The organism is Paenirhodobacter sp. (assembly GCF_050177655.1).
Classification (GTDB): Bacteria; Pseudomonadota; Alphaproteobacteria; order Rhodobacterales; family Rhodobacteraceae; genus Rhodobacter.
On record NZ_JBFXGV010000011.1, the window covers coordinates 32,485 to 57,037 of the forward strand.

A 24,553-nucleotide genomic window follows, 5' to 3' on the forward strand; every position below is an offset into this window, starting at 1 on the left:
GGGCCGGGGGAAACCCCGGCCTTTCGCATGGAAACTCCGATGAGCGATCCGATCCGCTTCCGCCCGCATCATTTCCTTTGCGCGCTCGGTTTCGAGGGCAAGGGCTACAGCCCCGAATTCACCGCGAACATGGCCGCCCTGGTCGAGGGACGGCTGCGCGCGCCGGGCGGCGCGGCGGAGGTGATCGAGGTCACCTTCGCGGCGGATGCGGTCTGCGCCCCCTGCCCTTCGCGCCGCGGCACCGGCTGCGAAAGCGGCGCGCGGATCGCCGCGCTCGATGCCGCCCATGCGCAGACGCTCGGCCTTGCCGAGGGAGACCGGCTGAGCTGGGGCGCCGCGCTCGACCGGATGCGCGCCCTGCCGCCCGAGATCCACCGCTCGATCTGCGCCGAATGCCCCTGGCTCGGCTTTGGCATGTGCGCCGCGGCGCTCGCCCGGTTGCAGGCCGCCCCCTGCGGCCTCTCGCCCCTTGCCAGCCGGGATGCGCTCTGACAGAAGGCGCCAACCGAAGGGAGATGCCCGATGAGCACCACTGAGCCGAAGAAACTCGCCCTTGTCACCGGCGCCTCGCGCGGGCTGGGCTGCGCCATCGCCGAGGAGCTCGGCGCGCAGGGCTGGCATGTGATGGCGGTCGCGCGCACCCAGGGCGGGCTCGAGGAGCTCGACGACCGGATCCAGGCACGGGGCGGCGAGGCGACGCTCGCGCCGCTCGACATCACCGATCCGAAGCAGATGGACTACATGGCGAATGCGATCGCCGGGCGCTGGGGCGCGCTGCAGCTTTGGGTGCATGCCGCGATCCACGCCGCGCCGCTTTGCCCGACGGGCCATCTCGACGCCGAGGATTTCGCGAAATCGGTGGCGACGAACATGACCGCGACCGCGACGCTGATCCCGCTGATCGAGCCGCTGCTGCTGGCCGGTCAGGGCACCGCGCTTTTCTTCGACGATCCGCGCGGCGGGCAGAAGTTCTTCGGCAGCTACGGCGCGACCAAGGCCGGGCAGATCGCGCTTGCGCGCAGCTGGCAGGCGGAGACGGTGAAGATCGGCCCGCGCGTGGTGATCGCCGAACCGCAGCCGATGGCCACCGCCACCCGTGCCCGCTTCTTCCCGACCGAAGACCGCACGAAACTCGCCGATTTCCGCGCCGAGGCCCTGCGCCTGCTTTCCGAACTCTGAGCCGGAAGGGGGCGCTGCCCCCTCGGCGCGTGCCGCGCCTTCACCCCCGGGATATTTGCACTCTGTAGAAAGCTGTTTCTATAGAGCGGAAATATCCCGGGGGGAGCGGCAGCGGGGGGCAGCGCCCCCCTCCCCGGCCGCCCGACCGAGTCCCATCGGGCACAGTTCCCCCCAAATTCACCCCGCTCCCCCCCGGCGCTTGTCGCCCTGCCCGGGCCACGCTAAGCAGGGGCGAAAGGGGACCACATGCGCATTCTCATCACCAATGACGACGGCATCAACGCGCCCGGGCTCGAGGTTCTCGAGATGATCGCGCGCGATCTCGCCGGGCCGGAGGGCGAGGTCTGGACCGTCGCCCCCGCCTTCGAGCAATCGGGCGTCGGGCATTGCATTTCCTACACCCATCCGATGATGATCGCGCGGCTCTCCGAGCGCCGCTATGCCGCCGAAGGCAGCCCCGCCGATTGCGTGCTGGCCGGGCTTTACGACGTGCTCGAGGGCGGGCGCCCCGATCTCGTGCTCTCGGGGGTGAACCGCGGCAACAACGCCGCCGAGAACGCGCTTTATTCCGGCACGATCGGCGGCGCGATGGAGGCGGCGCTGCAGGGCATCCCGGCGATCGCGTTGAGCCAGTTCCTCGGCCCCGACTGCATGGGCCCCGGGATCGACCCGTTCGAGGCCGCGCGCGTGCATGGCCCCGCCCTCGTGCGGCGGCTCTGGGAGAACGGCGTCTGGGACGACGGGCCCTATCGCGTCTTCTACAACGTGAACTTCCCGCCGGTGCCGGCCGCACAGGTGAAGGGCACGCGCGTCGCGGCTCAGGGCTATCGCACCGACAGCTTCTTCACGGTCGAGCCGCATCGCTCGCCGACGGGGCGGCGTTTCCTCTGGATCAAGGGCGGCCCGCAGCACACCGCGACCGCGCCGGGCACCGATGCCGCCGCCAATCTCGAGGGCTATATCGCGGTCACGCCGATGCGCGCCGATCTCACCGCCCATGACGTCCTGGCCGAACTGGAGGCGCGTCTCGCATGACCGAGCAGCCCGAAGAGGAAGGCGAAGACCTCGCCGAGCGCAAGATGCGCTTCCTCTTCGCGCTGCGCTCGAAGGGCGTGACGGAGGCGCGGGTGCTTTCCGCGATGGAGGCGGTCGATCGCGGCCCCTTCGTGCGCGGCCTCTTCGCCGAGCGCGCCTATGAGGACATGCCGCTGCCGATCGCCTGCGGCCAGACGATCTCGCAGCCCTCGATCGTGGGGCTGATGACGCAGGCGCTCGCCGTCGGCCCGCGCGACACCGTGCTCGAGATCGGCACCGGCTCGGGCTACCAGGCCGCGGTACTGAGCCAGATCGCGCGGCGCGTCTACACGATCGACCGCCACCGCCGCCTCGTGCGCGAGGCCTCGGCGCTCTTCGACCGGCTCGGCCTGCCCAATATCGTCGCGATCGCGGGCGACGGCACCCGCGGGCTGCCCGATCAGGCGCCTTTCGATCGCATCATCGTCACCGCCGCGGCCGAGGATCCGCCCGGCCCTCTGTTGTCCCAGCTGAAGATCGGCGGTATCATGGTGCTGCCCGTCGGGCAGTCGGACACGGTGCAAAGCCTGATCCGGGTGACCCGGACCGAAACGGGACTGAATTACGAGGAATTGCGCCCGGTGCGTTTCGTTCCCCTCGTCGAGGGTATGGCGAGCGACTGAACCGGGGCGAAACCGGACGAAGGCCCCGGCGACAGGGGTCCGCCAAGACGAGGACAGAGCGATGAATCGAGCCCCCGCCCGCCAATTCCCCCGGCTTTTGCTGGCCGGCTGCGCCCTTGCCGCGCTCACCGCCTGCAGCAACGGCCAGTTCGACCCCGATCTGCGGCGCTTCGGCCAGATCGGCCTCGACACGTCGGAGGCCGCGCGTCAGGCCACCGCCCCGCGCCCCGAGCCCGACAGCCGCGGCGTGATCTCCTATCCGAATTATCAGGTCGCGGTGGCGCGGCGCGGCGATACCGTCGCCTCGGTCGCCTCCCGCGTCGGCGTCGATGCCGGCGAGCTGGCGAAATACAATGCGGTGACCGCGGCGAGCACGCTCAACAAGGGCGAGGTGCTCGCCCTGCCGCGGCGCGTCGCGGAGCCGGCGGCCAGCACCGCTGTGGCAAGCGCCACCACCGGCAGCGAGAAGATCGACATCACCACCCTCGCCTCGGGTGCGATCGACCGCGCGGAGGCGAACCGCCCGGCGCAGACGAGCGCGGTGAGCAAGACCACGACCACGGCCGCCGCCGCCCCCGCGGCAAAGCCCGCGACCGGGATGCAGCCCGCCGCCTCGGAGCCGGTCCGGCACAAGGTCGCCCGCGGCGAGACCGCCTATTCGATCGCGCGCTATTACAACGTCTCGGCGAAATCGCTCGCCGAATGGAACGGCCTGCCCGCCGACATGTCGGTGCGCGAGGGGCAATATCTGCTGATCCCGGTCGCCTCCGGCACCGCGCCGAAGGTCGCCGCGACCGAGGTGACCCAGCCCGGCGCGGGCTCGCCCACGCCCGAGCCGCCCTCGGCCGCCAAGCCCCTGCCCGCGGAGAACCCGCCGAAGGCGAGCGCGCCGGTCGACAAGTCCGCCGCCCCCGATCTCGGCGCGAACCGCACCGCCGCCTCGGGCGGATCGAAGCTGGCGATGCCGGTCGCGGGCTCGATCATCCGCCCCTATGTCAAGGGCAAGTATGACGGCGTCGACATCTCCGCCGCGCCCGGCACCGCGGTGCAGGCCGCCGAGGCGGGCACCGTTCTGCTGATCTCGCGCGACACCGACAACGTCTATTTCCTCGCGATCAAGCACGCGAACGACCTCGTCACCGTCTATGCCAATATCGACGGCATCTCGGTGCAGAAGGGCGACACGGTGAAGCGCGGCCAGAGCATCGCCAAGGTGCATGCCGGCGATCCGAGCTTCGTGCATTTCGAGGTGCGGCAGGGCTTCACCAACTCGGTCGATCCGGTGCCCTATCTGCAATGAGAGGGCTAACACGCTGAAAAAGCGGGCCATTGGCCCGCTTTTTTGCATTTGAGGAAGCCGCCCGTTGATTTGTGCTGCAAAGCAGCGCAGCCTCCGCCCTAGGCCCATCATTGTCCGGAGTGTCGTCGATGGCTGCGATTCTTGCCTTCATCCAGGCGCTTTCTCCCGTCGCGCTCGTCTCCGCCGGGCTCTCGCTCGCCGCCGCGCTCGGCCTGCTGCTGGGCGGGCTGAACTGGCGCGGGGTCGGTCTCGGCATCGGTGGCGTGCTTTTCGCGGGGATCTTCGTCGGCCATGTGGCCTCCGCTGCGGGGATCGAATTCAACGCCGAGATGCTCGAGTTCACGCGCGAATTCGGGCTCATCCTATTCGTCTTCACGATCGGCATCCAGGTCGGCCCCGGCTTCTTCGCGACGCTGCAAAAGGCGGGGCTGCAGCTGAACCTGATCGCCGCGGCGATCGTCGTGGTCGGCGTGCTTACCGCCGTCGCGCTGCATTTCATCGCCGGCATCCCGGTGCCCGCGCTCGTCGGGCTGATGTCGGGCGCGGTGACCAATACGCCGGGCCTTGGCGCCGCGACGCAGGTGCTCAAGGAAATCGGCGCCCCGCCCGAGGCGCTCGCCGCGCCCCCGCTCGGCTATGCCGTGGCCTATCCTTTCGGCATCGTCGGCATTCTCACCGCGATGCTGGTGATCCGCGCGGTGCTGCGCATCCGCCTGACCGAGGAGGAGGCCGCCTTCGACGCCGCGCGCAAACGCGGCGCGGCAGAGCTGCCGGCGCTGAACGTCGCCGTGCGCAACCCGAATTTCACCGGGATCACGCTTGGCGAAGTGCCCGATCTTTACGACCGCGGCGTCGTCGTCTCCCGGCTGCGGCGCGGTGAGACGCTGATGCACCCCGACCGCGGGATGAAGCTCGCGCTGGGTGACGTGCTGCATCTCGTCGGCCCGGCGGAGCGGCTGCATGCGATGGTGCTGATCCTCGGCGAGGAGGTCGAGAGCGGCGCGACCACGACGAAGGGCACCGCGCTCGCCTGGCAGCGCGTCGCGGTGACCGCGCAGAAGGCGCTTGGCCGGCACATCCGCGATCTCGGGCTCGAGGGCCGCGGCGTGACGATCTCGCGGGTGATGCGGGCGGGCACGCAGCTGCCGGCGGATGGCGGGCTGGCGCTGCAATTCGGCGACATCCTGACCGTCGTCGGCGCGAAGGAGGACATCGAAGCGGTGAAGCCGCTGATCGGCGACAAGAAGGGCAGCCTCGAGATCGTGCAGTTCTCGGGCGTGTTCTTCGGCATCATCCTCGGCGTTCTGGTCGGCTCGATCCCGATCCTGGTGCCGGGCCTGCCCGCGCCACTGAAGCTCGGCCTGGCCGGCGGGCCGCTCGTCGTGGCGATCCTGCTCTCGCGCATCGGCTTCTTCGGCCCCTTCGTCTTCTTCATGCCGCCGGTCGCGAACCACGCGCTGCGCGAGCTTGGCATCGTGCTCTTCCTCGCCGCGGTGGGGCTGAAGGCGGGCGATCATTTCGTCGAGACACTGGTCTCGGGCGACGGGCTGAGCTGGATGCTCTATGGTTCGATCATCACCCTTCTGCCCCTGCTTCTCGTCGGGTTTGCGGCGCGGATCGTGTGGAAAGTGAACTATCTGAGCCTTGTCGGCGTGCTGGCGGGCTCGATGACCGATCCGCCCGCGCTCGCCTTCGCCAATGCGATGTCGCCCTCGGCGGCGCAGTCGATCGGCTATGCGAGCGTCTACCCGCTGGTGATGTGTCTGCGCATCCTCGCGCCGCAGATCATCGTGCTCTTGCTGATGTAGCAGAAAGGGGGCGCTGCCCCCTCTGCCTTCGGCATTCACCCCCGAGGTATTTTGGGCAAGATGAAAAGAAAAAGGCTTTCATCTTGCCAAAAATACCTCGGGGGGAGCGTCAGCGGGGGGCAGCGCCCCCCTCCCCGGTCAGGCCGTGAGCGCCAGCGCGCCGCCACCGATCAGCGCCTGCACCAGAACCGCCAGCGTCCAGAAGGCGGGATATTCCCAGCCGCCATTCGCATTGGTGAACCAGAAGCCGTTCTTGCGATGGCCGAAGAAGGTGGCGCCGCCGATCACCGGCACGAGCAGAAGGGCGACGAGGCTCGTCTGGAAGCCGAGGATCAGCGCGATGCCGCCCAGCGTTTCCGCCGCGATGGTGAGATAGGCGAAGAAACCGGGCAGGCCCAGCGACTTGAAGTAGCCCGCGGCGCCGGCCGGGGTGAAGACGAAATATTTCAGCCCGGCATGGGCGAGGAAGAGCCCGCCCAGCGCAAGCCGAAGAAGCAGCGCCGCAAGCGCGATGCCGCCAGCCGAGCCGAAGCCGAAGTCCTGAAGCAGATTGGTCATTTTCATTCTCCTGATGCACCGTGTCCCGCGGTGGCTGTGTTCGATGCAGCAGGAGATACGCCCCGGTGATTGCGTATGAAATGGCGGAGTTATTGGATGACTTTCGCCAATTCATTCGTAATCAGCGCAGCAAAAACCCCGCGGTTATGGCCGCGGGGTTCGGGGTTCCGGGGTCTGGGGATCAGAGCGCGATGCCGCGCCGGCCCGCGAGATCGGTGAAATATTGCCAGGCGACACGGCCCGAGCGCGCGCCGCGCGTCGCCTGCCATTCGATCGCCTCGGCGCGCAGCTCCTCCGCGCCGATCTCGACGCCATAGGCCGCGCAATAGCCCTCGATCATGCTCAGGAACTCGTCCTGCCCGCAGGGGTGGAAGCCGAGCCAGAGGCCGAAGCGATCCGAAAGCGAGACCTTCTCCTCGACCGCCTCGGAGGGGTTGATCGCGGTCGAACGCTCATTCTCGATCATGTCGCGCGGCATCAGATGGCGCCGGTTCGAGGTGGCGTAGAAGAGCACATTCGCCGGTCGCCCGGCGATGCCGCCGTCGAGCACCGCTTTCAGCGATTTGTAATGCTGATCGTCATGGCTGAAGCTCAGGTCGTCGCAGAAAAGCACGAAGCGCTGGCCGGAGGCCCGCAGGATCGTCAGCAGCCGCCCGACCGAGGGCAGATCCTCTCGCGCAAGCTCGACGAGCTTGAGCGAGAGCCCCTGGCGCAGCACCTCGGCATGCACCGCCTTCACGAGCGAGCTTTTCCCCATGCCGCGCGCGCCCCAGAGGAGCGCGTTGTTCGCCGCCGCGCCGCGCGCGAATTGCAGCGTGTTCGCCAGAAGCGTGTCGCGCGCGCGGTCGATCCCCTGCAACAGGTTCAGATCGACCCGGTTCACCTTTGCGACCGGTTCAAGCCGGTCGGGGGAAGTGTGCCAGAGGAAGGCCTCGGCCTGCCCGAAGTCAGGCGCAGGGCGCGGCGCCGGCGCGAGGCGCTCGAGCGCCTCGGCGATGCGTTTGAGCGCGTCGGTCATTCGCCCTCCTCCTCGTCCTCGTCCCAGGTGCCCTCGGCGATCGCCTTTTCCTTGCGCTTGCGCTCGATGCGGGCGACGAGCTGGATCGAGATCTCGTAAAGCCCGTAGACCACCGAGAACAGCGTCACCTGGCTGATCACATCGGGCGGCGTGGCGACGGCGGCGACGATCAGGATGATGACGACGGCGTATTTGCGCACGCTGGCGAGGCCCTTCGACGAAACGAGCCCCGCCTTGCCCATCAGCGTGAGCAGCACCGGCAGCTGGAAGCAGATGCCGAAGGCGAGGATGAATTTCGTCGTCAGGTTCAGATATTCCTGCACCGAGCCCTGAAACCCGATCGAGGCGAGCTGGTTCGTGCCCTCCTCGCCGAGGCCGCCCTGCTGGAAGCCGAGGAAGAAATTGAAGGCCATCGGCAGGATCACGTAATAGGCGAAGGCCGCGCCCGCGAAGAACATCACCGGCGAAGCGACGAGGAACGGCAGGAACGCCTGTTTCTCGGAGCGGTAGAGCCCGGGCGCGACGAAGCGCCAGAGCTGATAGCCGATCACCGGAAAGCTCATCGCGAAGCCGCCGAGGAAGGAGATGTTGATCGCGACGAAGAAGCCTTCCTGCAGCTTGATCAGGTAAAGGCCGCATTGCTGGTGCCGCTCGGCGAGGGATTCGCAGATCGGATGGGTCAGGAAATTGAAGACCGGTTGCCAGAAGGTGTAGCAGATCACCATCGCCACGACGAAAGCGCCGAGCGCGTAAAGCAGGCGGGTGCGCAGCTCGGCCAGATGCTCGACCAGCGGGGCGGCGGAATCGTCGATCTCTTCGGTGCTCATGCTTCGTCCTTCGGCGCGGATTTCTTCGCCGGCGCCTTTTTCGCGGCGGTCTTGCGCGGGGCCTTGGGCTTTGCCTCGGCGGATTTCTCCGCCTTGGGCTTCGCGGCCTTCGGTTTCGCGGCCTTCGCCGCCGGGGCCGGGGCTGCGACGGGGGCGGCGGCGGGCGCCGGGGCGGCCTCGATCTCCGGCTCGCCCTCGAGCTCGGCCGCGTCAAGCTCGGCCAGCAGGTCGGGATCGGGCTCGAAGGCGGGCTTCGCCGCCGTATCGCAACCCGCGACCTTGGTCGCGCCGGGCAGCTTCGGCTCCCATTTCTCGAATTTCTCGGTCGCGCGTTCGAGCGCGGCGATGCCGAGCGACTTCTTCGAGGCGATGTCCTTGAGATCCGCCGCGGCCGCGTCGAGCCCGGTGTCCTTCGCCGCATCCTCCATCGCGCGCGAGAATTCGCGCGCCATCGCCCGCGCCTTCGCGGTCATCCGCCCGAGCGAATGGAACATCACGGGCAGATCCTTCGGCCCCACCACGATCAGCGCCACCACGCCGATCAGCAGAAGCTCGCTCCAACCGATATCGAACATCTTTCAGCCCCCGGGCGCCGGATCAGGCCTTGTCCTTGTCGGCGGGCGTGACGTCCTTCGCCTCGTCGGCCTTGGCGCTCTCGATTTCCTTGGCGCCGTCGTCCACGCCCTTCTTGAAGGCGGTGATGCCCTTGCCGACCTCGCCCATGAGCGAGCTGACCTTGCCCTTGCCGAAAAGCACGAGAACCACGACCGCGATCAGCAGAAGGCCCGGAATACCGATGTTGTTGAGCATGTCTTTCCCCTTTGGCGCCCTGGCGCCGGTTGTCGTTTTCTCCGGTTTACGGTCTGGCGGCGCGCCGGCAAAGAGCGATTCCGGCGCGGCCCGCCCCCGTAGCGCAGATTACTGACAGTTATTTGTCAGTTGCGCCGCGATCGGCTAATCTCGCGGGCGGAGGGCGCCATGGCACGACCGGACCGGCTGCAGAAACTGATCGAGATGCTGCGCGACGGTGCGGTGCTGCGCGCCTCGGACATGGCGGCGCGGCTCGGCGTGTCCGAGCGCACGATCTGGCGCGACATGGCGGCGCTGGCAGAGTTCGGCGTGCCGGTGGTGGGCAGCCGCGGCATGGGCTACATGCTGCGCCGCGCGGTCGCGCTGCCGCCGCTCGTGCTCACGCAAGACGAGCTCGCCGCGCTCGATCACCTGCTGCGCCTCGCCGAGGCCCATGCCGATACCCGCATCGGCGCGGGCGCGACGAGCCTTGCGCGCAAGATCGCCGCCGCCCTGCCACGCGAGCCCGCCCCCGGTGACACCGCCCCTGACAACGACGCCCCGGACGACGACGCCCCCGGTGATGCCCCCGGTGACGCCGCGCCGCCGCTGGCGGAGCGCGGCGAAAGCCGCTAGGCTCCGGCCATGACCACGAGCGAATTCATCACCGCCTTCGTCACCCTTTTCGTCGTGGTCGATCCGATCGGCCTCGTGCCGCTTTTCCTTGCGCTGACGCAGGGGATGGACGCCCGGGCGCGGCTTGCGGTGGGGCTGCGCGCGCTGGTGATCGCGGCGATCCTGCTCACGCTTTTCGGCCTCTTCGGCGACCGGCTGCTCGCCGGGATCGGCATCTCGATGCCCGCCTTCCGCATCGCGGGGGGCATGCTGCTTTTCCTCACCGCGCTCGACATGCTCTTCGAGCGGCGCACCCAGCGGCGGGAGGGGCAATCGGCCGAGGCCGCGCTCGAGCCCGCGCATGACCCTTCGGTCTTTCCGCTCGCCACGCCGCTGATCGCGGGCCCGGGCGCGATGGCGACGATGATCCTCCTGGCCGGTTCGGGCCACGGCGGGCTGCATCTTTTCGAGGTGCATGGCGTGATGCTCGCGGTGCTCGCCTGCGTTCTGGCGCTTTTCCTGCTCGCCACGCCGCTCGAACGCGCGCTCGGACGCACCGGCACGATGGTGGTGACCCGGCTGCTCGGCATGCTGCTCGCCGCGCTTGCGGTGCAATTCATCCTCGACGGGCTGCGCGGCGCGGGGATCATCGCCTCCCTGCCGATCGCGCGCTGAGCGGCGCGCGCCCGCGCGGGGGGTGACAAGCCGCGCCCCCGCCCCTACATCGGGGCGAGGAGGCCGGACATGGGCAGCAACACACCGAACATCGTCTATCTCGTCCTGCTGCTGATGGTGGTGGGCGCCTCGGTGATCGCGAGCCTGCGCCGCCGCCCGGGCCAGACGCTGCAACAGATCATGATCTGGGCGCTGATCTTCCTTGGCCTCGTCGCGGTCGCCGGGATGTGGACCGATATCAAGGGCGCGCTCCTGCCGCGGCAGGCGGTGCTTGGCGACGGCCGGATCGAGGCGCCGCTCGCGATGGACGGGCATTACTACCTCACCGCGACGGTGAACGGGGTCGATCTGCGCTTTCTCGTCGACACCGGGGCGAGTGGCGTGACGCTCACCCAGCGCGACGCCGCCCGCGTCGGCATCGACACCGCTAACCTCGCCTATACCGGGATGGCGAGCACCGCGAATGGCACAGTGGCGATGGCGCCGGTGCGGCTCGACACGCTCGATCTCGGCCCGATCCATGCGAGCAACGTGCGCGCGGCGGTGAATGGCGGGGAGCTCGACACCTCGCTTCTGGGCATGAGCTATCTCACCGGTTTCGCCAAGGTCGAGTTCGACGGCACGCGGATGGTCCTCACCCGCTGAGCGACCCGGCTGAGCGGGCCGCCGCCGAGCCCCCTGCCCCGGCCTTGCCCCCCGCGCCGCCACCGCTATCCTGCCGCCAAAACGGAGGCCCTGATGCGATCGACCCTGTTCCCGATTCTCCTCACCGTCGCGGCGCTTGCCGGCTGCGTCACCGAAACCGCCGCCCCCGCCAGCGCGCGGCAAAGCGCGACGGTCTCGAGCAAGGGGCCGATCGTGATCCGCGACGACGACGGCGGCAATGTCACCGGCTATGTGATGCGCCGCGACGAGCTTGCCAATTCCGGCCGCCGGGTCGAGTTCCGCGGCTATTGCGCCTCCGCCTGCACGCTCCTGATGACGATCCCCAATGCCTGCGTCGCCCCCGACGCGCTGATCGGCTTCCACGCGCCGCATTTCATCGCCTCGGGCAAGCCCGCGCCGATCATGAACCAGCTGATGGCGCGCTATTACCGCGCCGGCGTGCTGCAGAAGTGGAACGCGGTCTGGAGCCGCTCGACGAAGATGCAGACGATCAGCGGGCGCGAATATCACCGGCTCGACCCGCAGATGAAGCTTTGCAAGTAAGCCGCTGCTTTTTCTTGGAAAAAATACTCGAACGCGCGGTCAGAGCCAGTTCTTCCACTTGAAGAAGGCCCAGGTGCCCACCGCCGAAACCACCATCAGCCCGATCGCGAAAGGATAGCCCCAGCTCTTGTCGAGCTCGGGCATCGAGGCGAAGTTCATGCCATAGGCGGAGGCGATCAGCGTCGGCGGCAGGAACAAGGCGGTGACGACCGAGACGATCCGCACCGTGTCGTTCTGCGCGAGGTTGATCATGCCGAGCGTGGCATCGACCGAAAGCGAGACGCGCGAGGAGAGGAAATCGCCGTGCACGGCGAGCGAGCCGATGTCGCGGATCTGGCTTTTCACGATCGCATGCAGATCCTTGCCCTGCGGGCTGGTGCTCAGCGTCTGATCGTAGAAGGACAGCGCCCGTTCGAGCGTGAGCAGCGCAAGCCGGATCCGGCCGAGGAGTTCGCCCTGCCGCCCGACATCGCCGAGCGCGCGTTGCAGCTCCTCCGAATTCGCGTCCCCCAGCACATGCGCCGAGACCTGGTCGAGCGCACGGCCGATCCCCTCGAGCAGGTCGGCCTGCCGTGCGACGATCTCCTCGATCAGGCCCAGGAAGATGCGTTCGGGCGTGGTGCAGCCGGCGGTGGAGCGGTCGGCGCGCTCGGGGAAAGTGTCGAAGCTGCGCGGCGCGTGGTGGCGCACGGTGATCAGCCGCTCCTTGTTCAGGATGAAGGTGACCGGGCCCGAGATCTGCCCGCCATCGGGGGTGATCCCGGGCAGCACCACGGTCATCACATCGGTGCCGTCCTCGCGGTAAAGCCGGTTCGAGATCTCGATCTCTTCCATGTCGGCGAGCGTCGGCACCTCGACGCCAAGCCCCTCGACCGCCGCGATCTGACTGTCGAGCGGGCGATAGAGGTCGATCCAGAGCGCATGCGAGATCTGCGCCCCGGGCGACATCGGGGTTTCCTGCCCCATCCGGGCAAGGCCGCGCGTTCCCGCGGTGAAGGCGTAGAGCATGGGGCCTCCGGTCATTGCTGCCCCATCGGTATCGGAGGCACCGCCGAGGTCAAGCCCCCGCGCGCGGCCCTCCCCGTGATCCGGCGCGTGATCCGCCGCCCGGCCCGTCGTGGAATGACCGAAGTTGCGCCTTGTTTCCGCCGCAATCGGAAGCGAATGGTTAAGCAACCGAAAGAAACGCCGGATGGAGGACCAGATGGAAATGCTCAGCTTCGACACGATCGCGCTTATCGTCATCGGCATCGCGGCCGCGCGCGAAGTGATGATCCGTCTGCATCCGACCGCCCCCACCGACAAGCGCGCCGCGCGCGCCTGATCGGACCGTTTCCGGCGGCCGCTCCGTCCCTGCGCCGCCCGCGTCCGCAAGACGCTGCAACGCCCCTTCGGGGGCGTTTCGCATTTGCCCGGGGCCGGGGCCCGAACGAAAAACCCGCCCCCGAGGGGGCGGGCCAGGGACGCCGGGTTTCAGGGATCACTTCCCGGCGGAATTGAGATAGGCGATCACCGCGGCGGCTTCCTCGGCGGTCTTCAGCCCGGCGAAAGCCATCTTGTTCTTCGGCACGAAACCTTTCGGATCATGCAGATAGGTGGCGATCGTCTCGGGGTTCCAGACGAGCCCGCCGGCGCCGGCATCCTTCATCGCCGGCGAATATTTGAAGCCCTCGGCGGTGCCGGCGGTGCGGCCGATCACGCCGTTGAGCACCGGGCCCACCTTGTTCTTCGCGCCCGCGCCGATCATGTGGCAGGCCTTGCACTTGACGAAGATCTTCTCGCCCTGCGCGATCACCGCCGGATCCTCGGAGATCGCCGCCGCGGCGGGCGCCTCCGGGGCCGGGGCCGCCTCGGCCGGGGTGTCGGCTGCGGCTGCGGCCGGTTCTGCGGCCGGTTCGGCGGCCGCCACCGCCTCCCCCTTCGCCTCGTCCGGGGTCACGTCGAGCACGGTCGCCTGCCGCGTGATCTTCACGTCGGTCTTGCAATCGGTCATGCAGGCCGGTTTCGAGAATTCCGGATATTCCGTTTCCGGCCGGTCATCGACGATGAACCCCTCCGCATTCGGCATCTTCACGTCGAGGAAATTCTCCTTCGACAGCACGAAGTCATCCTCCACGAGATCGTTCGAATAGAGGATATAGGCGACGATCGCATAAGTCTCGTCAGTGCTGAGCGTGCCGGCATTGCCGAACGGCATCGAGCGGTGTGCATAGTCCCAGACCGTTGAAAGATAAGGGAAATAGCTGCCCACCGTCTTCAGCGGATCTTTGTCGGCAAGGGTGCCGTCGCCGCCCGCCAGCTTCGGCCAGTTGTCGACGCCCTCGGCAAACTCGCCGTGGCAGACCGCGCATTTCTCCGAAAACAGCTCCTCGCCATCGGCGACCGAGCCCGAGCCCTCGGGCAGGTTCTTGCCATCGGGAAAAACCTCGACCGTCCAGGCCGCGATCTCCTCGGGCAGCGCCGGACGGCCAAGGCCCATCTTCTCGGCCTGCGCCGGGGCCGCGAGCGGCGCGAGCAGCGCCGCGCCCAGCATCAGATTACGAAGACACTTCGACATTCTCGGCCTCCCCCGTCGGCTTGACCCACCAGGTCTGGATCCCGTTGTTGTGATAGACCGAGTTCTCGCCGCGAATGGCGCGCAGCTGGTCCTTCGTCGGCTGGACATAGCCGGTCTCGTCATGGGCGCGGGATTGCAACAGCATCTCCGAACCGTCCCAGTCGAAGTCGAGATAGAAGCGAGTGAGCGCCATCGCGACGCCCGGCTCGGCGAGCCGCGCGACCTGCCAGCTCTTGCCGCCGTCGATCGAGACATCGACCTGGGTGATCGCGCCGCGGCCCGACCAGGCGAGGCCGGTGATCACCAGCGGCCCCTTGCCATGCCGGATCGGCATCTGCGGCGAGGGCGAGGTGATGACCGATTTCGCATCCATTACCCAGGTCCATTTGCGCGAGGTGCCATCGGCGAGCGTGTCGGTGTATTTCGAGGTCTCCTCGCGCGACTGCACCGGCTCGTCGGTCACCTCGACGCGGCGCAGCCACTTCACCCACATGTTGCCTTCCCAGCCCGGCACGCAGAGCCGCGCGGGATAGCCATGCTCCTTGCGCAGCGCCTCGCCATTGGCCTTGATCGCGACGATGACGTCGTCCATCGCCTTCTCGAGCGGGATCGAGCGGCCATTCGAGGAGGCATCGGCGCCCTCGACATAGACCCATTTGCCCTCGGGCTTGACGCCTGCCTCTTCGAGGAGCGTGCGCAGCGGCACGCCGGAATATTGCATGTTGTGGATCATGCCCTGCGTGAACTGCACGCCGTTGAGCTGCGCGCCCGCCCATTCCATGCCCGAGTTCGCCGCGCATTCGAGGAAGAGGGTGCGGTTCACCCGCGGGAAGCGTTCGAGGTCTTCGTAGGTGAAGACCAGCGGCGTCTCGACGAGGCCGTTGATCATCAGCCGGTAGTCTTCCTTCGCCAGTTCGATCGCGCCCGAGTGGTGGCGCTCGAAGGCGCAGCCGGTCGGCGTGATCGTGCCGTCAAGCGCGTGGATCGGCGTGAAGTTGATCGAGGAGACCACATCCGCGGTGAGCCAGGGCACGTTGCGCCGGATCACGTCGCCCTCAAACCGGATCGGCAGGCCGTAGGGGGTGGCGTCGACGCCGTCGCCCCACTGGCTCGCCCAGGGCTGCTGCTCGGTGATCAGCGGATCGGGCGTGCCCTCGGCCATCGCCCTGGCCCCGGCGCCCGCGCCCACGGCGAGCGCACCGACCGAGGCGCCCGCGCGCAGAAAGCCGCGCCGCCCCATCACCGGGGAGCCGGAAACGGCGCTGTCGCGTTCCTTCTCGTCCATCTTTTTCTCCCTTGGTTCAATCTCTTGCACGGCGATCTTCAGGCGCCGGTGACGGTCACGTTCTCACGCGGCGTAAGCGTGATCGTGCCCTGCTTGCGCACGTAATCCTCGATCACGTCCCAGATCTGCGGCCCCTCGGTGCCCTCGTTGACCGAGGCCCAGCCGGCGACGGTGTATTTGCGCGCCGGGTCGATCGCCGAGCCGTCCTTGACCAGCGTCATGTTGGAAATGCGCTGCCCGATCGGCTTCGAGACGTCGATCGCGTAGCCCATGCCGCCGATGCGGACCATGTCGCCGCCCTGCTGATAATAGGGGTCGGTGTTGAAGAGGTTGTCGGCGACATCCTCGAGCACGGTCTTGATCGTCTCGCCGGTCATCTCGGTGCGGTAGCAGGCGCCATAGGTCATCGAGGTACAGTTGAGAATGTCCTCGCGGGTGATCTTGTCGCCCGGAAGCAGCGTCGTGCCCCAGCGCACGCCGGGCGACATCGCGATCTCCGCGTCGCGCTCGGTCAGCATCGCGTCGCAGATCAGATCGTCCCAGGTGCCGTTGAAATTGCCGCGCCGGTAAAGCAGGCTTTCGGTGGTGCCGATCACCTCCTCGGCCTCGGCCTTGTAAGGGGCGCGGCCGGCCTCGATCACCGCGGTCATCTCGGCATCGGGGGTGATCACGTCGGAGAAGATCGGGATCAGCTTGTGGCGGAAGCCCATCATCTTGCCCTCGCGCACGTCGAGATCGACGCGGCTGACGAACTTGCCGTTCGAGCCCGAGGCGATCAGGATCGTGTCGCCGATCAGCACCGGTTCGGGCACCGCGTCATGGGTGTGGCCCGTCAGGATCACGTCGATCCCCTTGACGCGGCTCACCATTTTGCGGTCGACGTCGAAACCGTTGTGCGACAGGCAAACGACCAGATCGACGCCCTCGGCGCGCACCTCGTCGACCACCGCCTGCATCCGCTCCTCGCGGATGCCGAAGGAGTAATCGGGGAACATCCATTTCGGGTTCGCGATCGGCAGGTAAGGGAAGGCCTGGCCGATGACGGCGACGCGCACGCCGCCCGTCTCGAAGATCTTGTAGGGCTCGAAGGCGGGCTCGTCCCATTCCACGTCGAAGATATTCGCGCCGAGGAAGGCGAAGGGCAGCCCGTCGACGATCTCCTTCACCCGGTCCTGGCCGAAGGTCCATTCCCAATGCGAGGTCATCGCATCGACCTTCAGCGTGTTCATGATGTCGACCATGTCCTGCCCCGCCGATTTCAGCGAGGAGAGCGAGCCGTGCCAGGTGTCGCCGCCGTCAAGCAGCAGCGCCTCGGGGCGCTCGGCGCGGATCGCCTTCACCACCGTGGCGACGCGGTCCATGCCGCCCATCTTGCCATAGGATTTTGCAAGATCAGTGAAGTTTTCATAGGTCAGGGCGTAGGCTTCGGGCGAATTCGGTTCGATTTTGAACATCTTCAGGAAGTCGGCGCCGGTCACATGCGGCGGCTGGCCGCGGGCGTCGCCCACCCCGATATTCACCTCCGGCTCGCGGAAGAAGATCGGCACCGATTGCGCATGCAGGTCGGTGATATGGATCAGCGTGACATTGCCGAAAGCGTCGAACTGCAGAAGCTGGTCCTGCGTCAGCGCCTGCTGCGCCATCACGCGCGACCAGCGCGACAGCCCCGTCGCACCGAGGATGGTCGAGGCGGCCAGACCCGCCTGAAGGAATTCGCGCCGCGAAATCATGCTCTCTCCTTTCCCCTTGCGGGGGCCACCGGCCGGAGGCATCGGGAGACCTCCGAGACATAGCGATATGTGAATGTTTTCAGGGGGGAGAACGCGGAGGGTCGCCCCTCCGCGTCAGGGATCACGGACGGACGCCGGCGCCTTCGATGTCGAGCCCGGTGCCGCGCGAGGCGACGTAGAGCTCGAGATCGTGGAACTCGGGCGAGCCGGCGGCAAAGGTCTCGGCGCGGGTGTCGCGGATGCAGCCGACGAAGCGCTGATGGATCGAGACGAGCCCCGCGTCCTTCAGCCGGTAGACCGGGAAACCGTTGACCTGGCCCTGGCTCAGGTGGTCGGCGCGGATGAAGTTGCCGTAGTTCTGCTCATGGCAGCTCGCGCAGCTCAGCTCCAGCTGGCCATAGCGGGTGTAATACATCTCCTTGCCCTTCTCCCAATGCGGAGCGGCGGGCCCGTCGATCGCGACATTCACCGGCATGCCACGCGACTGCACCGAGATCAGCGCGGTCATGTTCTTCATCTGGGGCGAGTTCCACTTCCACTTCTCCGCGCCCATCCGGGTCACGCGGCAGTCGTTGACGTAGTCCTCGAGCGACCACAGATCGCCGCCGGCGTTGATCTTGGGCATCGTGGCGCGCACGCCCTTCATCCCCTCTTCCGGCGTGCCGTGGCAATCGGCGCAGCTCTTGCCGACCGTGCCCTCGGCGGTGTTCCAGACGTCCTGCGCCTGTTCGACGAAGACGAAATTCGGGTTCTCGAAATCGTCCTGCTCCATCTGGCGGGTGTCCGCCTCGCGGAAGAGCCAGCCGGAATAGACGGTGTCGAGATGGCCCTTGAGCAGCTCGGAGGCGGGCGCGACCGTGGTGATCGGCGTGTCGCCGTTGATGTTGAGCTCTTCGGTCGAGATCTGCTTGTCCGCCATCTCGTCGGCGAGCGCCGGGGCCGCCAGACAGGCGAGCGCCACGGCAAGAGTGGTGGCGCGGATGCGCGAAGTCATGCTTTTTCCTCCCTGATTGCCCGGCGCATCTGCGGCGCCGGGATGTCGGGCGGGCGCGCTCCCCCGCGCCCTGCCCCCGCTCCGGCCTCAGGCCACCTCGATCTTCTTCGCGTCCTCGTAGACCGAGCCGTCGTCGTCATACCAGGTGAACTTGAACTCCCCCGAGGCATCGACCTTGGCGTCGAATTCGAAATAGGGGTTGGTCGAGATCGCCGGTTCGAGGGTGATGTCGATCACCATCGCGCCGTTGAATTCACAGGTGAAGCGGTTGATGATCTCGCGCGGGATCAGGGCGCCCTTGTCGTCCTTGCGCTGGCCCGATTCCATCGGATGCGAGATCAGCGTCTTGAGGGTGACGACCTCGCCGGCCTTCGCCTTGGAGGGGACTTTCACGCGGGGTTTGACGTTATCCATTTTTCTCTCCCTGAACCGAGATCAGCCGCCGCAGCCGCCGATGGTGACCTTCACGGTCGAACTCGCCTGAACGAAGCTGCCGTCGGCCATCTTGGCGATCGCCAGCACGTCCTGCGTCTTCGACAGGCGGATGCGGGTCGCGGCCATCTGCGAGCCGGCGGCCGGGCCGAAGGTGAAGGTGGCGACGGCGGGCGTCGGGTTGCCGGTGGCGAAGACCGCGATCGCGGTGGCGCCGGGCGCATCGACCGAAACCGGAACGGTGTTGCCGTTCTCGGCGATCTCGGGGGCGGTGAGCGTCAGCCCGCCGGTGCCCGGGGTGGCGCCGCCGGTGAAGGCGGCGATCGCGTCGGTCGCGGCATCGGCCCAAAGCGCGCCGGGCAGCGCGGTGGCGGCGAGGCCGGCCCCGGCCAGCGTCAGCGCGTCACGTCTCGTCAGTTTCATGTAGTGTCCTCCTGGAATTGCGTCGATCACTCTTTGAGCGTCATGAGGTAAGCCACGACATCCTCGACCTGGGCGGCGGTGAGGATCGGCGGCAGATCGGCGGGCGCGGCCTTGCCGGTGTAGCCGTCGCCGGGGCGGATGAAGGGGCCGGTCTTGTACATGCCGGGCATCACCGACTCCGCGAAAGTGTGCTTGGCGTCGATCACGATGCCGCGCAGCTGCGCCTCGCTGTAGCGGTCGGCGGCGCCGTCGAGTACCGGGCCGACATTGCCCTGGAAATCCGCCTTGTTCGACGAGATCTGATGGCAGGCGACACAGTTGCCGAGCGCGCGGGTGGTGGCGATCTTCGAGCCTTCCTCGGGGTTGCCCGGCGCACCGGTGAGCGAGGTCTCGACCTCCCCCGTTTCCCCGAAAGCAACATCGGTCGGCATCACATCTGCGTGAGCAAGAGTCGCAGCGAATCCGGTTGCGCCGACAAGCAGCGCAAGATGGCGTTTCATCGAAGACCTCCCATTTCTTCTCCCTGCATCGACGATAGTCGTATGCGGCGGAGTGACGCAACAGTTAAATTCACAGATCTATATGTTTAACATTGTGTTCCGCGAAACATAACGGGGGTCGAATCAACACACTGATTTCAAATCATAATTTCTGCGCCGCAGCGGATTTTCCCGCCGCAGCGCAGCGCCCTCACTGGCCCATCTGCTGCGCGACGTATTTCTGGAAATTCTCGCCGCTCTCGTAACCGTGATTTTTTACCCAGGTCAGAAGCGCCTTCGTCGTGCCCTTTCCGAAGGCTCCCGGCATCGCCGCGACGGCGGCCTTTTGCGCGCTCTCGCCCTCCGGCACCTCCTCGGGGAAGAACATCATCGTCGGCGTGAACATGATCCCCCATTTCATCGCCATCTGCTTTTCGGGCAGTGATTCGCCGTCGAAATCGGTGACCTCGACATCGCCGAAAAGGTTCATCTGCACGACGTAATAGCCGTCCTCGATCAGCCCGGCGATCTCGGGGTCGGAGAACACTTCTTCATGCATCTTCTTGCAGTAGATGCAGCCACGCTGCTCCCAGATCACGAGGAAGCGCTTGCCCTCGGCATTGGCCGTGGCGAGATCCTCGCGCATGTCTTTGAACGTGTCCTGGAACCAGCTTTCCTTGTGCAGCCCGTCGTCGCCAAGGTCGGAGGCGGCGGCGGGCAGCGCGAGCGCAAGCGCGGTGAGCGCGGCGGTGACGATCGAACGCATGGGGTTCCTCCCTAGCCAAGCGTGGTGAAAGAGGGCACGGCGCGGATCAACCAATCGGCGATCACGCTGACCTTGCCGGTGGCGATCAGCACGGCGAAGAGGATCAGCATCGCCCCCATCGCCTTCTCGACATAGGCGAGCTTCGCCTGATGCCGGCGCATCAGCGCGAGGAACGGCTTCGCGAAGAAGGCCGCGATCACGAAGGGCGCCGTCATGCCGATGCCGTAGAAGAACAAAAGCGCGGTGCCGCGCAAAAGATCCCCGTTCATCCCCGAGGCGACCATCAGGATCGCCGCTAGGGCCGGGCCGACGCAGGGCGTCCAGCCAAAGCCGAAGGCAAGCCCGGTGACATAGGCGCCAAGGATCGTCGAGGGATCGGCCTTCGCCTCGATCCGCGCCTCGCGATAGAGGAAGGGGATGCGCAGCACACCCAGGAAATGCAGCCCGAAGAGGAAGAGCACCGCGGCGGCGATCAGGCTCAGCGGCCCCATCCATTGCCGCACGGCGGCGCCAAGCGCGGTGGCGCCAAGGCCGAGCGCCATGAAGATCGTGGTCACGCCCAGCGCGAAGGCCACCGCCGAGGCGACGAGCCGGCGCTGCGCCCCCGGCGCGATCGCACCATCGCCGCGCAGCTCGGACATCGAGATCCCCGCCATGTAGCTGAGGTAGAACGGCACCATCGGCAGGATGCAGGGCGTGAGAAAGCTGAGGAGGCCCGCGAGAAGCGCGCCCCCGAACGTCGGGTCGATGATCATGGTCCCTCCCGCAGGGCCTCCCCGGATCCGTTTCTTGATCCGCCCCGCTGAACATATTACGATCTTTATATGTAACGGGGGGTGCGTCAATCATGCGCATTGCATTTTTTTCGCTGCTGGCTGCGGCGGCGCTGGGGATCCCCCTGCCCGCGGCGCGTGCCGAATCACCCGCGCCCCCTGCCCCGGAGGCCAGCGGTCAGCCCTCTGCCGAAGTGGAAACCCCCGCTTTCCGCCTGATCATGGTCGAGCGCGTTGGCTGCGTCTATTGTGCGCGCTGGAATGCCGAGATCGCGCCGAAATACCCGCTCACGCCCGAGGGCAAGGCCGCCCCGCTCACCCGCGTCGACATCCATGACGACTGGGCCACGGGGCTCGAAACCGGGCCGGCGCCGGTTTTCACCCCCACCTTCGTGCTCCTTCAGGGCAAGCGCGAGGTCGGCCGGATCGAGGGCTACCCGGGCGAGGACTTCTTCTGGGGGCTGCTCGATCAGGCGCTTACCGGCGCGGGGGCGGAGCTGATCGTCAACTGACGGCGCGCCGCCGACGGCCCCCGCCGCGCGCGGGATGCGACTCGATTCCCCCGCGCGGGCATGCTATCGCCGATGAAACGGCATGATGACATGCGACACGGATGACGAGGGGATCTGGCCGGATGACGGCAGAGGGGCGCGATGTCCCGCAAGGGGCGGTGGCGACAGAGACCGGGCTGACCGACGGGGCGGCCGGCGGGCCGGAGCGCTGCGCGCTGCTCGACCCGGAGGAGATGATCGGTCGCGCGCAGCAGGCGGCGAACCTGCTCAAGGCGCTCGCCCATGAGGGGCGGCTGATGATCATGTGCCACCTCTCCTCGGGCGAGAAATCGGTGACCGAACTCGAGAACCTGCTCGAATCGCGCCAGGCCGCGGTGAGCCAGCAGCTGGCGCGGCTGCGGCTCGAGGGGCTGGTGAGCTGCCGGCGCGAGGGCAAGGCGATCTATTATTCGCTGGCCGACCGACGCGCGGCGCGGATCGTCGAGCTGATCTACGAGATGTATTGCAACCAGCCCTGAGGAGGGGGCAACCGGGGGGGAGAGATGGCGGAAATGCCGGTGGAGGTTCTTGCCGCGCTGGTCGGTCTGATCGGCGGCGGTGTGCTGGGCCTCGCGGCCCGGCTGGGCGATTTCTGCACGCTCGGCGCGCTCGAAAGCGCGGCCTACGGGGAGGATCAGCGGCGGCTGCGGCTTTGGGGCGTGGTGCTCGCGGTGGCGATCGCCGGGGTCTTCGGCGCCGAGGCGCTGGGGTTCGCCGCGCCGGAGAAAAGCTTTTACCTCTCGATCGGATGGAACCCGCTCGCCTCGATCGTGGGCGGGCTGCTCTTCGGCTATGGCATGGCACTTGCGGGCAATTGCGGTTTTGGCGCGCTCGCGCGGTTCGGCGGCGGCGATCTGCGCTCGCTCGTCGTCGTGGTGGTGATGGGGATCTTCGCCTTCGTCACGCTTTCGGGCCCGCTCGCGCCGCTGCGCATCGCGCTTTTCGATCAGACCCCGGCCGCCGCGCCGCAGGGCATCGCGCATTGGCTGAGCGCAAAGACCGGGCTGCCGCATCTCGCCATCGCGCTGCCGATCGCGGCCGGGTTCCTTGCCTGGGCGCTCGCCCATGCGCCGCTGCGCCGCGATCCGCGCCGCCTCCTCTGGGGCGTGGCCGCGGGCGCCGCGATCACCTGGTGCCTCGTCGGCACCTCGCTGCTCGAGGCGGAAAGCCTGGGCGAGATCGGCGTCGAGGCGCCCTCCTTCACCGCGCCGCTCGGCCGCACGATCCTTTACTTCATGACCTCGACCGCGGGGGGGCTGAGCTTTTCCGTCGGCCTCGTCGCGGGCGTGCTGGCCGGCGCCTTCCTCGGCTCCTCGATCCGCGGGCTCTTCCGCTGGGAGGCCTGCGAAGACCCGCGCGAGCTGGGCCGGCAGATCACCGGCGCCGCGCTGATGGGGATCGGCGGCACGGTGGCGATGGGCTGCTCGATCGGTCAGGGCGTGAGCGCGATGTCGGTGCTCGCCTTCTCCGCCCCCGTCACGCTGGCCTGCATCGCGATCGGCGGGCTGATCGGGCTGCGCCAGCTGATCCACGGTTTCCAGCCGGGCTGAGGCCCCCGCCCCCCAAAAACGTCAAAGCCCCGGGATTTCCCCGGGGCTTTTCCTTTCTGGTGTTTTCGCAGCCGTCAGGCCATCAGCCCGAAGAGCGCATCCGACATCTCCGCCGCGCTGTGCCCGGCAAAGAGGATCGTGTCGCCCTCGGCGAGCGTCAGCAGCGCCCCCTCCCCGGTGTCGGCGAGCGTCGCGCCGGCATGGCTCGCGAGGTAGTCGGAGGCGCTCTGCCCCGCGATCACCAGGCTGTCGGTGCCGATCTCGAAATCGGTGATCGTGACATCGCCCTGCTTGCGCGCGTCGAGATAGGAAAAGACGAACTCGTCCGCCCCCTCGCCACCCGAGGCGACATGATCGCCGCCCGCCTTCATCCTGAGCTCGATCACGTCGTCGCCGGTGCCGCCCTCGATCGTCGAGCTCTGATCGCCCGAGGAGATGTAGTCACTGCCATCGCCGCCAAGGAGCAGGTTGTTGCCCTTGTGACCATAGATCACGTCGTCACCCGCGCCGCCGTCGAGCGTGTCATTGCCCTGATTGCCGCCGAGCGTGTCGTTGCCGGCGCCGCCGATCAGGATGTCGTTGCCGGCCTCGCCGGTGAGCAGGTCGTCGCCCTCGCCGCCGGTGGTGACGTCGTCGCCCGCCGTGCCGAAGATCCGGTCCTCCCCCGCCGTGCCGATCACCGCGCCCGCGGCAAGCTCGGCGCCGAACATCTGCACCCCGTCCCAGAGGCTCAGCCCCGCGAGGGTGATGCCGTCGCCCGAGCCGAGCGTGAGTTCGATCCCACCCGCGCCGGCGGCAAAGCCCGCCACCGTCGCGGTGCCGAGGTCGAGCGTGTCGAGGCCGGTCTCGAAATCGGTGATCGTGACATGGCCGGTGCCGGTCACCGCCTGGGTGATCTGGAACGTGTCGGCGCCGCTGCCGCCGGAGAGGGTCTGGCTCGCACCGGAGAAGAGGTTGGCGATCAGCAGATCGTCGCCCGCGCCGCCGTCGAGCACCGCGTTGCCGCGCCCGGCGTCGAGCAGGTCGTTGCCGTCGCCGCCGTCGAGCGTGTCGTCGCCGCGCACGCCATAGAGCTTGTCGTCGCCCGCCCCGCCCTCGAGCAGGTCGCTGCCCTTGCCGCCGTTGAGCGTATCGTTGCCCCCGTCGCCAAGGATCCAGTCGGCGCCGTCGCCGCCGGTGAGGCTGTCGTCACCGGCGGTTCCGGTGAGGATCTGGTCGAATGTCGTCGCAGAAAGGGCCATCGGGAAGCCTCCGAAAGAGCGGTAAAATGACTTTTCGCGAAAAGGTTAACTTGGTTAACGGGCGATTCGTCAAAGCCTTCGGCCCAGATTTTGCCGC

Annotated in this window: 29 protein-coding genes; 13 read left to right on the plus strand and 16 right to left on the minus strand. The window is 67.6% G+C overall.

The annotated features are described in order from the left end of the window. Positions 1-39: 39 nt before the first annotated feature. The 6 genes from AB7U46_RS06520 to AB7U46_RS06545 all read left to right on the plus strand — a co-directional run bounded on the left by AB7U46_RS06520 (position 40) and on the right by AB7U46_RS06545 (position 5,984). The gene (locus AB7U46_RS06520) at positions 40-492 is read left to right on the plus strand and encodes a DUF1284 domain-containing protein (RefSeq protein WP_428336140.1); all 453 of its coding nucleotides are present in this window, start codon (positions 40-42) and stop codon (positions 490-492) included. A 30-nt stretch (positions 493-522) separates the two neighbouring features. Further along, a complete protein-coding gene (locus AB7U46_RS06525; protein WP_428336141.1) occupies positions 523-1,179 on the plus strand; it encodes an SDR family NAD(P)-dependent oxidoreductase in 657 nt (218 codons plus the stop codon). A 246-nt stretch (positions 1,180-1,425) separates the two neighbouring features. Further along, positions 1,426-2,214, plus strand: coding sequence for a 5'/3'-nucleotidase SurE (surE, locus tag AB7U46_RS06530; RefSeq protein WP_428336142.1), 789 nt, complete (start codon positions 1,426-1,428; stop codon positions 2,212-2,214). Then, positions 2,211-2,876, plus strand: coding sequence for a protein-L-isoaspartate(D-aspartate) O-methyltransferase (locus AB7U46_RS06535; RefSeq protein WP_428336143.1), 666 nt, complete (start codon positions 2,211-2,213; stop codon positions 2,874-2,876). The genes surE and AB7U46_RS06535 overlap by 4 nt, the downstream gene beginning before the upstream one ends. A 61-nt stretch (positions 2,877-2,937) precedes the next feature. Beyond that, positions 2,938-4,176 (plus strand): peptidoglycan DD-metalloendopeptidase family protein, encoded by a 1,239-nt coding sequence (locus tag AB7U46_RS06540; RefSeq protein ID WP_428336144.1) that lies wholly within the window; start codon positions 2,938-2,940, stop codon positions 4,174-4,176. Positions 4,177-4,304: 128 nt separating this feature from the next. Further along, positions 4,305-5,984, plus strand: a complete 1,680-nt coding sequence (locus tag AB7U46_RS06545) for a putative transporter (RefSeq protein ID WP_428336145.1) — start codon at positions 4,305-4,307, stop codon at positions 5,982-5,984. 138 nt (positions 5,985-6,122) lie between these two features. Here the strand turns inward: AB7U46_RS06545 and AB7U46_RS06550 are convergent, their stop codons facing one another. The 5 genes from AB7U46_RS06550 to AB7U46_RS06570 form a co-directional block, all read right to left on the minus strand. After that, positions 6,123-6,542 (minus strand): DoxX family protein, encoded by a 420-nt coding sequence (locus tag AB7U46_RS06550; RefSeq protein ID WP_428336146.1) that lies wholly within the window; start codon positions 6,540-6,542, stop codon positions 6,123-6,125. Between the two features lie 181 nt (positions 6,543-6,723). Beyond that, positions 6,724-7,560, minus strand: coding sequence for an ATP-binding protein (locus AB7U46_RS06555; RefSeq protein WP_428336147.1), 837 nt, complete (start codon positions 7,558-7,560; stop codon positions 6,724-6,726). Continuing rightward, the gene (tatC, locus tag AB7U46_RS06560) at positions 7,557-8,387 is read right to left on the minus strand and encodes a twin-arginine translocase subunit TatC (RefSeq protein ID WP_428336148.1); all 831 of its coding nucleotides are present in this window, start codon (positions 8,385-8,387) and stop codon (positions 7,557-7,559) included. The genes AB7U46_RS06555 and tatC overlap by 4 nt, the downstream gene beginning before the upstream one ends. After that, positions 8,384-8,962, minus strand: a complete 579-nt coding sequence (gene tatB, locus AB7U46_RS06565; RefSeq protein WP_428336149.1) for a Sec-independent protein translocase protein TatB — start codon at positions 8,960-8,962, stop codon at positions 8,384-8,386. Before tatB ends, tatC begins: the two co-directional genes overlap by 4 nt. A gap of 22 nt (positions 8,963-8,984) precedes the next feature. Beyond that, a complete protein-coding gene (locus AB7U46_RS06570) occupies positions 8,985-9,197 on the minus strand; it encodes a twin-arginine translocase TatA/TatE family subunit (protein WP_428336150.1) in 213 nt (70 codons plus the stop codon). Positions 9,198-9,365: 168 nt separating this feature from the next. Here AB7U46_RS06570 and AB7U46_RS06575 point away from each other — a divergent pair, with 168 nt between their 5' ends. The 4 genes from AB7U46_RS06575 (at position 9,366) to AB7U46_RS06590 (ending at position 11,675) form a co-directional block, all read left to right on the plus strand. Next, the gene (locus tag AB7U46_RS06575) at positions 9,366-9,812 is read left to right on the plus strand and encodes a helix-turn-helix transcriptional regulator (RefSeq protein ID WP_428336151.1); all 447 of its coding nucleotides are present in this window, start codon (positions 9,366-9,368) and stop codon (positions 9,810-9,812) included. A gap of 9 nt (positions 9,813-9,821) precedes the next feature. Continuing rightward, positions 9,822-10,466: a MarC family protein gene (locus AB7U46_RS06580; RefSeq protein ID WP_428336152.1), complete on the plus strand. Its 645-nt coding sequence runs from the start codon at positions 9,822-9,824 to the stop codon at positions 10,464-10,466. 69 nt (positions 10,467-10,535) lie between these two features. Then, positions 10,536-11,111, plus strand: a complete 576-nt coding sequence (locus AB7U46_RS06585; protein WP_428336153.1) for a retropepsin-like aspartic protease family protein — start codon at positions 10,536-10,538, stop codon at positions 11,109-11,111. A gap of 93 nt (positions 11,112-11,204) precedes the next feature. Next, positions 11,205-11,675 (plus strand): hypothetical protein, encoded by a 471-nt coding sequence (locus AB7U46_RS06590; RefSeq protein WP_428336154.1) that lies wholly within the window; start codon positions 11,205-11,207, stop codon positions 11,673-11,675. 39 nt (positions 11,676-11,714) lie between these two features. Here AB7U46_RS06590 and AB7U46_RS06595 read toward each other — a convergent pair whose 3' ends face one another. The 10 genes from AB7U46_RS06595 to AB7U46_RS06640 all read right to left on the minus strand — a co-directional run bounded on the left by AB7U46_RS06595 (position 11,715) and on the right by AB7U46_RS06640 (position 21,093). Continuing rightward, positions 11,715-12,683, minus strand: a complete 969-nt coding sequence (locus tag AB7U46_RS06595) for a magnesium transporter CorA family protein (protein ID WP_428336155.1) — start codon at positions 12,681-12,683, stop codon at positions 11,715-11,717. A 472-nt stretch (positions 12,684-13,155) separates the two neighbouring features. Further along, on the minus strand, positions 13,156-14,232 hold the full coding sequence (locus AB7U46_RS06600; protein WP_428336156.1) for a c-type cytochrome: 1,077 nt from the start codon (positions 14,230-14,232) through the stop codon (positions 13,156-13,158). Further along, on the minus strand, positions 14,213-15,517 hold the full coding sequence (gene soxC / locus AB7U46_RS06605) for a sulfite dehydrogenase (RefSeq protein WP_428336157.1): 1,305 nt from the start codon (positions 15,515-15,517) through the stop codon (positions 14,213-14,215). The genes AB7U46_RS06600 and soxC overlap by 20 nt, the downstream gene beginning before the upstream one ends. Positions 15,518-15,555: 38 nt before the next feature. Beyond that, positions 15,556-17,247 carry a thiosulfohydrolase SoxB gene (gene soxB / locus AB7U46_RS06610; protein ID WP_428336158.1) on the minus strand — a complete coding sequence of 564 codons (1,692 nt, stop codon included), beginning with the start codon at positions 17,245-17,247 and terminating at the stop codon, positions 15,556-15,558. A gap of 121 nt (positions 17,248-17,368) precedes the next feature. Further along, positions 17,369-18,241 (minus strand): sulfur oxidation c-type cytochrome SoxA, encoded by an 873-nt coding sequence (gene soxA, locus AB7U46_RS06615; RefSeq protein ID WP_428336159.1) that lies wholly within the window; start codon positions 18,239-18,241, stop codon positions 17,369-17,371. 87 nt (positions 18,242-18,328) lie between these two features. Then, the gene (soxZ, locus tag AB7U46_RS06620; RefSeq protein ID WP_428336160.1) at positions 18,329-18,655 is read right to left on the minus strand and encodes a thiosulfate oxidation carrier complex protein SoxZ; all 327 of its coding nucleotides are present in this window, start codon (positions 18,653-18,655) and stop codon (positions 18,329-18,331) included. Positions 18,656-18,676: 21 nt separating this feature from the next. Further along, entirely contained in the window at positions 18,677-19,096 is a 420-nt protein-coding gene (soxY, locus tag AB7U46_RS06625; RefSeq protein ID WP_428336161.1) for a thiosulfate oxidation carrier protein SoxY, read from the minus strand. 26 nt (positions 19,097-19,122) lie between these two features. After that, positions 19,123-19,527, minus strand: coding sequence for a sulfur oxidation c-type cytochrome SoxX (soxX, locus tag AB7U46_RS06630; protein WP_428336162.1), 405 nt, complete (start codon positions 19,525-19,527; stop codon positions 19,123-19,125). Between the two features lie 259 nt (positions 19,528-19,786). After that, positions 19,787-20,341, minus strand: a complete 555-nt coding sequence (locus AB7U46_RS06635) for a thioredoxin family protein (RefSeq protein ID WP_428336163.1) — start codon at positions 20,339-20,341, stop codon at positions 19,787-19,789. Positions 20,342-20,352: 11 nt separating this feature from the next. Next, a complete protein-coding gene (locus tag AB7U46_RS06640) occupies positions 20,353-21,093 on the minus strand; it encodes a cytochrome c biogenesis CcdA family protein (RefSeq protein ID WP_428336175.1) in 741 nt (246 codons plus the stop codon). A 95-nt stretch (positions 21,094-21,188) separates the two neighbouring features. Between AB7U46_RS06640 and AB7U46_RS06645 the strand changes: the two genes are divergently transcribed. The 3 genes from AB7U46_RS06645 to AB7U46_RS06655 all read left to right on the plus strand — a co-directional run bounded on the left by AB7U46_RS06645 (position 21,189) and on the right by AB7U46_RS06655 (position 23,215). Then, the gene (locus tag AB7U46_RS06645; protein WP_428336164.1) at positions 21,189-21,626 is read left to right on the plus strand and encodes a hypothetical protein; all 438 of its coding nucleotides are present in this window, start codon (positions 21,189-21,191) and stop codon (positions 21,624-21,626) included. Positions 21,627-21,859: 233 nt separating this feature from the next. Continuing rightward, positions 21,860-22,144, plus strand: coding sequence for an ArsR/SmtB family transcription factor (locus tag AB7U46_RS06650; RefSeq protein WP_428336176.1), 285 nt, complete (start codon positions 21,860-21,862; stop codon positions 22,142-22,144). A 24-nt stretch (positions 22,145-22,168) separates the two neighbouring features. Then, positions 22,169-23,215 (plus strand): YeeE/YedE family protein, encoded by a 1,047-nt coding sequence (locus tag AB7U46_RS06655; protein WP_428336165.1) that lies wholly within the window; start codon positions 22,169-22,171, stop codon positions 23,213-23,215. 74 nt (positions 23,216-23,289) lie between these two features. On the opposite strand, the gene AB7U46_RS06660 is transcribed toward AB7U46_RS06655, so the two are convergent. Further along, a complete protein-coding gene (locus AB7U46_RS06660; protein ID WP_428336166.1) occupies positions 23,290-24,456 on the minus strand; it encodes a calcium-binding protein in 1,167 nt (388 codons plus the stop codon). Between the last annotated feature and the right edge of the window lie 97 nt (positions 24,457-24,553).

Coding starts and splice junctions, on each gene's coding strand:
- tatB (WP_428336149.1), bottom strand. CDS start 8,962: ATGTTCGATATCGGTTGGAGCGAGCTTCTGCTGATCGGCGTGGTGGCG.
- soxA (WP_428336159.1), bottom strand. CDS start 18,241: ATGACTTCGCGCATCCGCGCCACCACTCTTGCCGTGGCGCTCGCCTGT.
- AB7U46_RS06635 (WP_428336163.1), bottom strand. CDS start 20,341: ATGCGTTCGATCGTCACCGCCGCGCTCACCGCGCTTGCGCTCGCGCTG.
- AB7U46_RS06580 (WP_428336152.1), top strand. CDS start 9,822: ATGACCACGAGCGAATTCATCACCGCCTTCGTCACCCTTTTCGTCGTG.
- AB7U46_RS06595 (WP_428336155.1), bottom strand. CDS start 12,683: ATGCTCTACGCCTTCACCGCGGGAACGCGCGGCCTTGCCCGGATGGGG.
- surE (WP_428336142.1), top strand. CDS start 1,426: ATGCGCATTCTCATCACCAATGACGACGGCATCAACGCGCCCGGGCTC.
- AB7U46_RS06550 (WP_428336146.1), bottom strand. CDS start 6,542: ATGACCAATCTGCTTCAGGACTTCGGCTTCGGCTCGGCTGGCGGCATC.
- soxB (WP_428336158.1), bottom strand. CDS start 17,247: ATGATTTCGCGGCGCGAATTCCTTCAGGCGGGTCTGGCCGCCTCGACC.
- soxZ (WP_428336160.1), bottom strand. CDS start 18,655: ATGGATAACGTCAAACCCCGCGTGAAAGTCCCCTCCAAGGCGAAGGCC.
- AB7U46_RS06600 (WP_428336156.1), bottom strand. CDS start 14,232: ATGTCGAAGTGTCTTCGTAATCTGATGCTGGGCGCGGCGCTGCTCGCG.
- AB7U46_RS06555 (WP_428336147.1), bottom strand. CDS start 7,560: ATGACCGACGCGCTCAAACGCATCGCCGAGGCGCTCGAGCGCCTCGCG.
- AB7U46_RS06645 (WP_428336164.1), top strand. CDS start 21,189: ATGCGCATTGCATTTTTTTCGCTGCTGGCTGCGGCGGCGCTGGGGATC.
- soxY (WP_428336161.1), bottom strand. CDS start 19,096: ATGAAACTGACGAGACGTGACGCGCTGACGCTGGCCGGGGCCGGCCTC.
- AB7U46_RS06585 (WP_428336153.1), top strand. CDS start 10,536: ATGGGCAGCAACACACCGAACATCGTCTATCTCGTCCTGCTGCTGATG.
- AB7U46_RS06650 (WP_428336176.1), top strand. CDS start 21,860: ATGATCGGTCGCGCGCAGCAGGCGGCGAACCTGCTCAAGGCGCTCGCC.
- AB7U46_RS06540 (WP_428336144.1), top strand. CDS start 2,938: ATGAATCGAGCCCCCGCCCGCCAATTCCCCCGGCTTTTGCTGGCCGGC.
- tatC (WP_428336148.1), bottom strand. CDS start 8,387: ATGAGCACCGAAGAGATCGACGATTCCGCCGCCCCGCTGGTCGAGCAT.
- AB7U46_RS06570 (WP_428336150.1), bottom strand. CDS start 9,197: ATGCTCAACAACATCGGTATTCCGGGCCTTCTGCTGATCGCGGTCGTG.
- AB7U46_RS06590 (WP_428336154.1), top strand. CDS start 11,205: ATGCGATCGACCCTGTTCCCGATTCTCCTCACCGTCGCGGCGCTTGCC.
- AB7U46_RS06535 (WP_428336143.1), top strand. CDS start 2,211: ATGACCGAGCAGCCCGAAGAGGAAGGCGAAGACCTCGCCGAGCGCAAG.
- AB7U46_RS06655 (WP_428336165.1), top strand. CDS start 22,169: ATGGCGGAAATGCCGGTGGAGGTTCTTGCCGCGCTGGTCGGTCTGATC.
- AB7U46_RS06660 (WP_428336166.1), bottom strand. CDS start 24,456: ATGGCCCTTTCTGCGACGACATTCGACCAGATCCTCACCGGAACCGCC.
- soxX (WP_428336162.1), bottom strand. CDS start 19,527: ATGCCGACCGATGTTGCTTTCGGGGAAACGGGGGAGGTCGAGACCTCG.
- soxC (WP_428336157.1), bottom strand. CDS start 15,517: ATGGACGAGAAGGAACGCGACAGCGCCGTTTCCGGCTCCCCGGTGATG.
- AB7U46_RS06545 (WP_428336145.1), top strand. CDS start 4,305: ATGGCTGCGATTCTTGCCTTCATCCAGGCGCTTTCTCCCGTCGCGCTC.
- AB7U46_RS06525 (WP_428336141.1), top strand. CDS start 523: ATGAGCACCACTGAGCCGAAGAAACTCGCCCTTGTCACCGGCGCCTCG.
- AB7U46_RS06520 (WP_428336140.1), top strand. CDS start 40: ATGAGCGATCCGATCCGCTTCCGCCCGCATCATTTCCTTTGCGCGCTC.
- AB7U46_RS06575 (WP_428336151.1), top strand. CDS start 9,366: ATGGCACGACCGGACCGGCTGCAGAAACTGATCGAGATGCTGCGCGAC.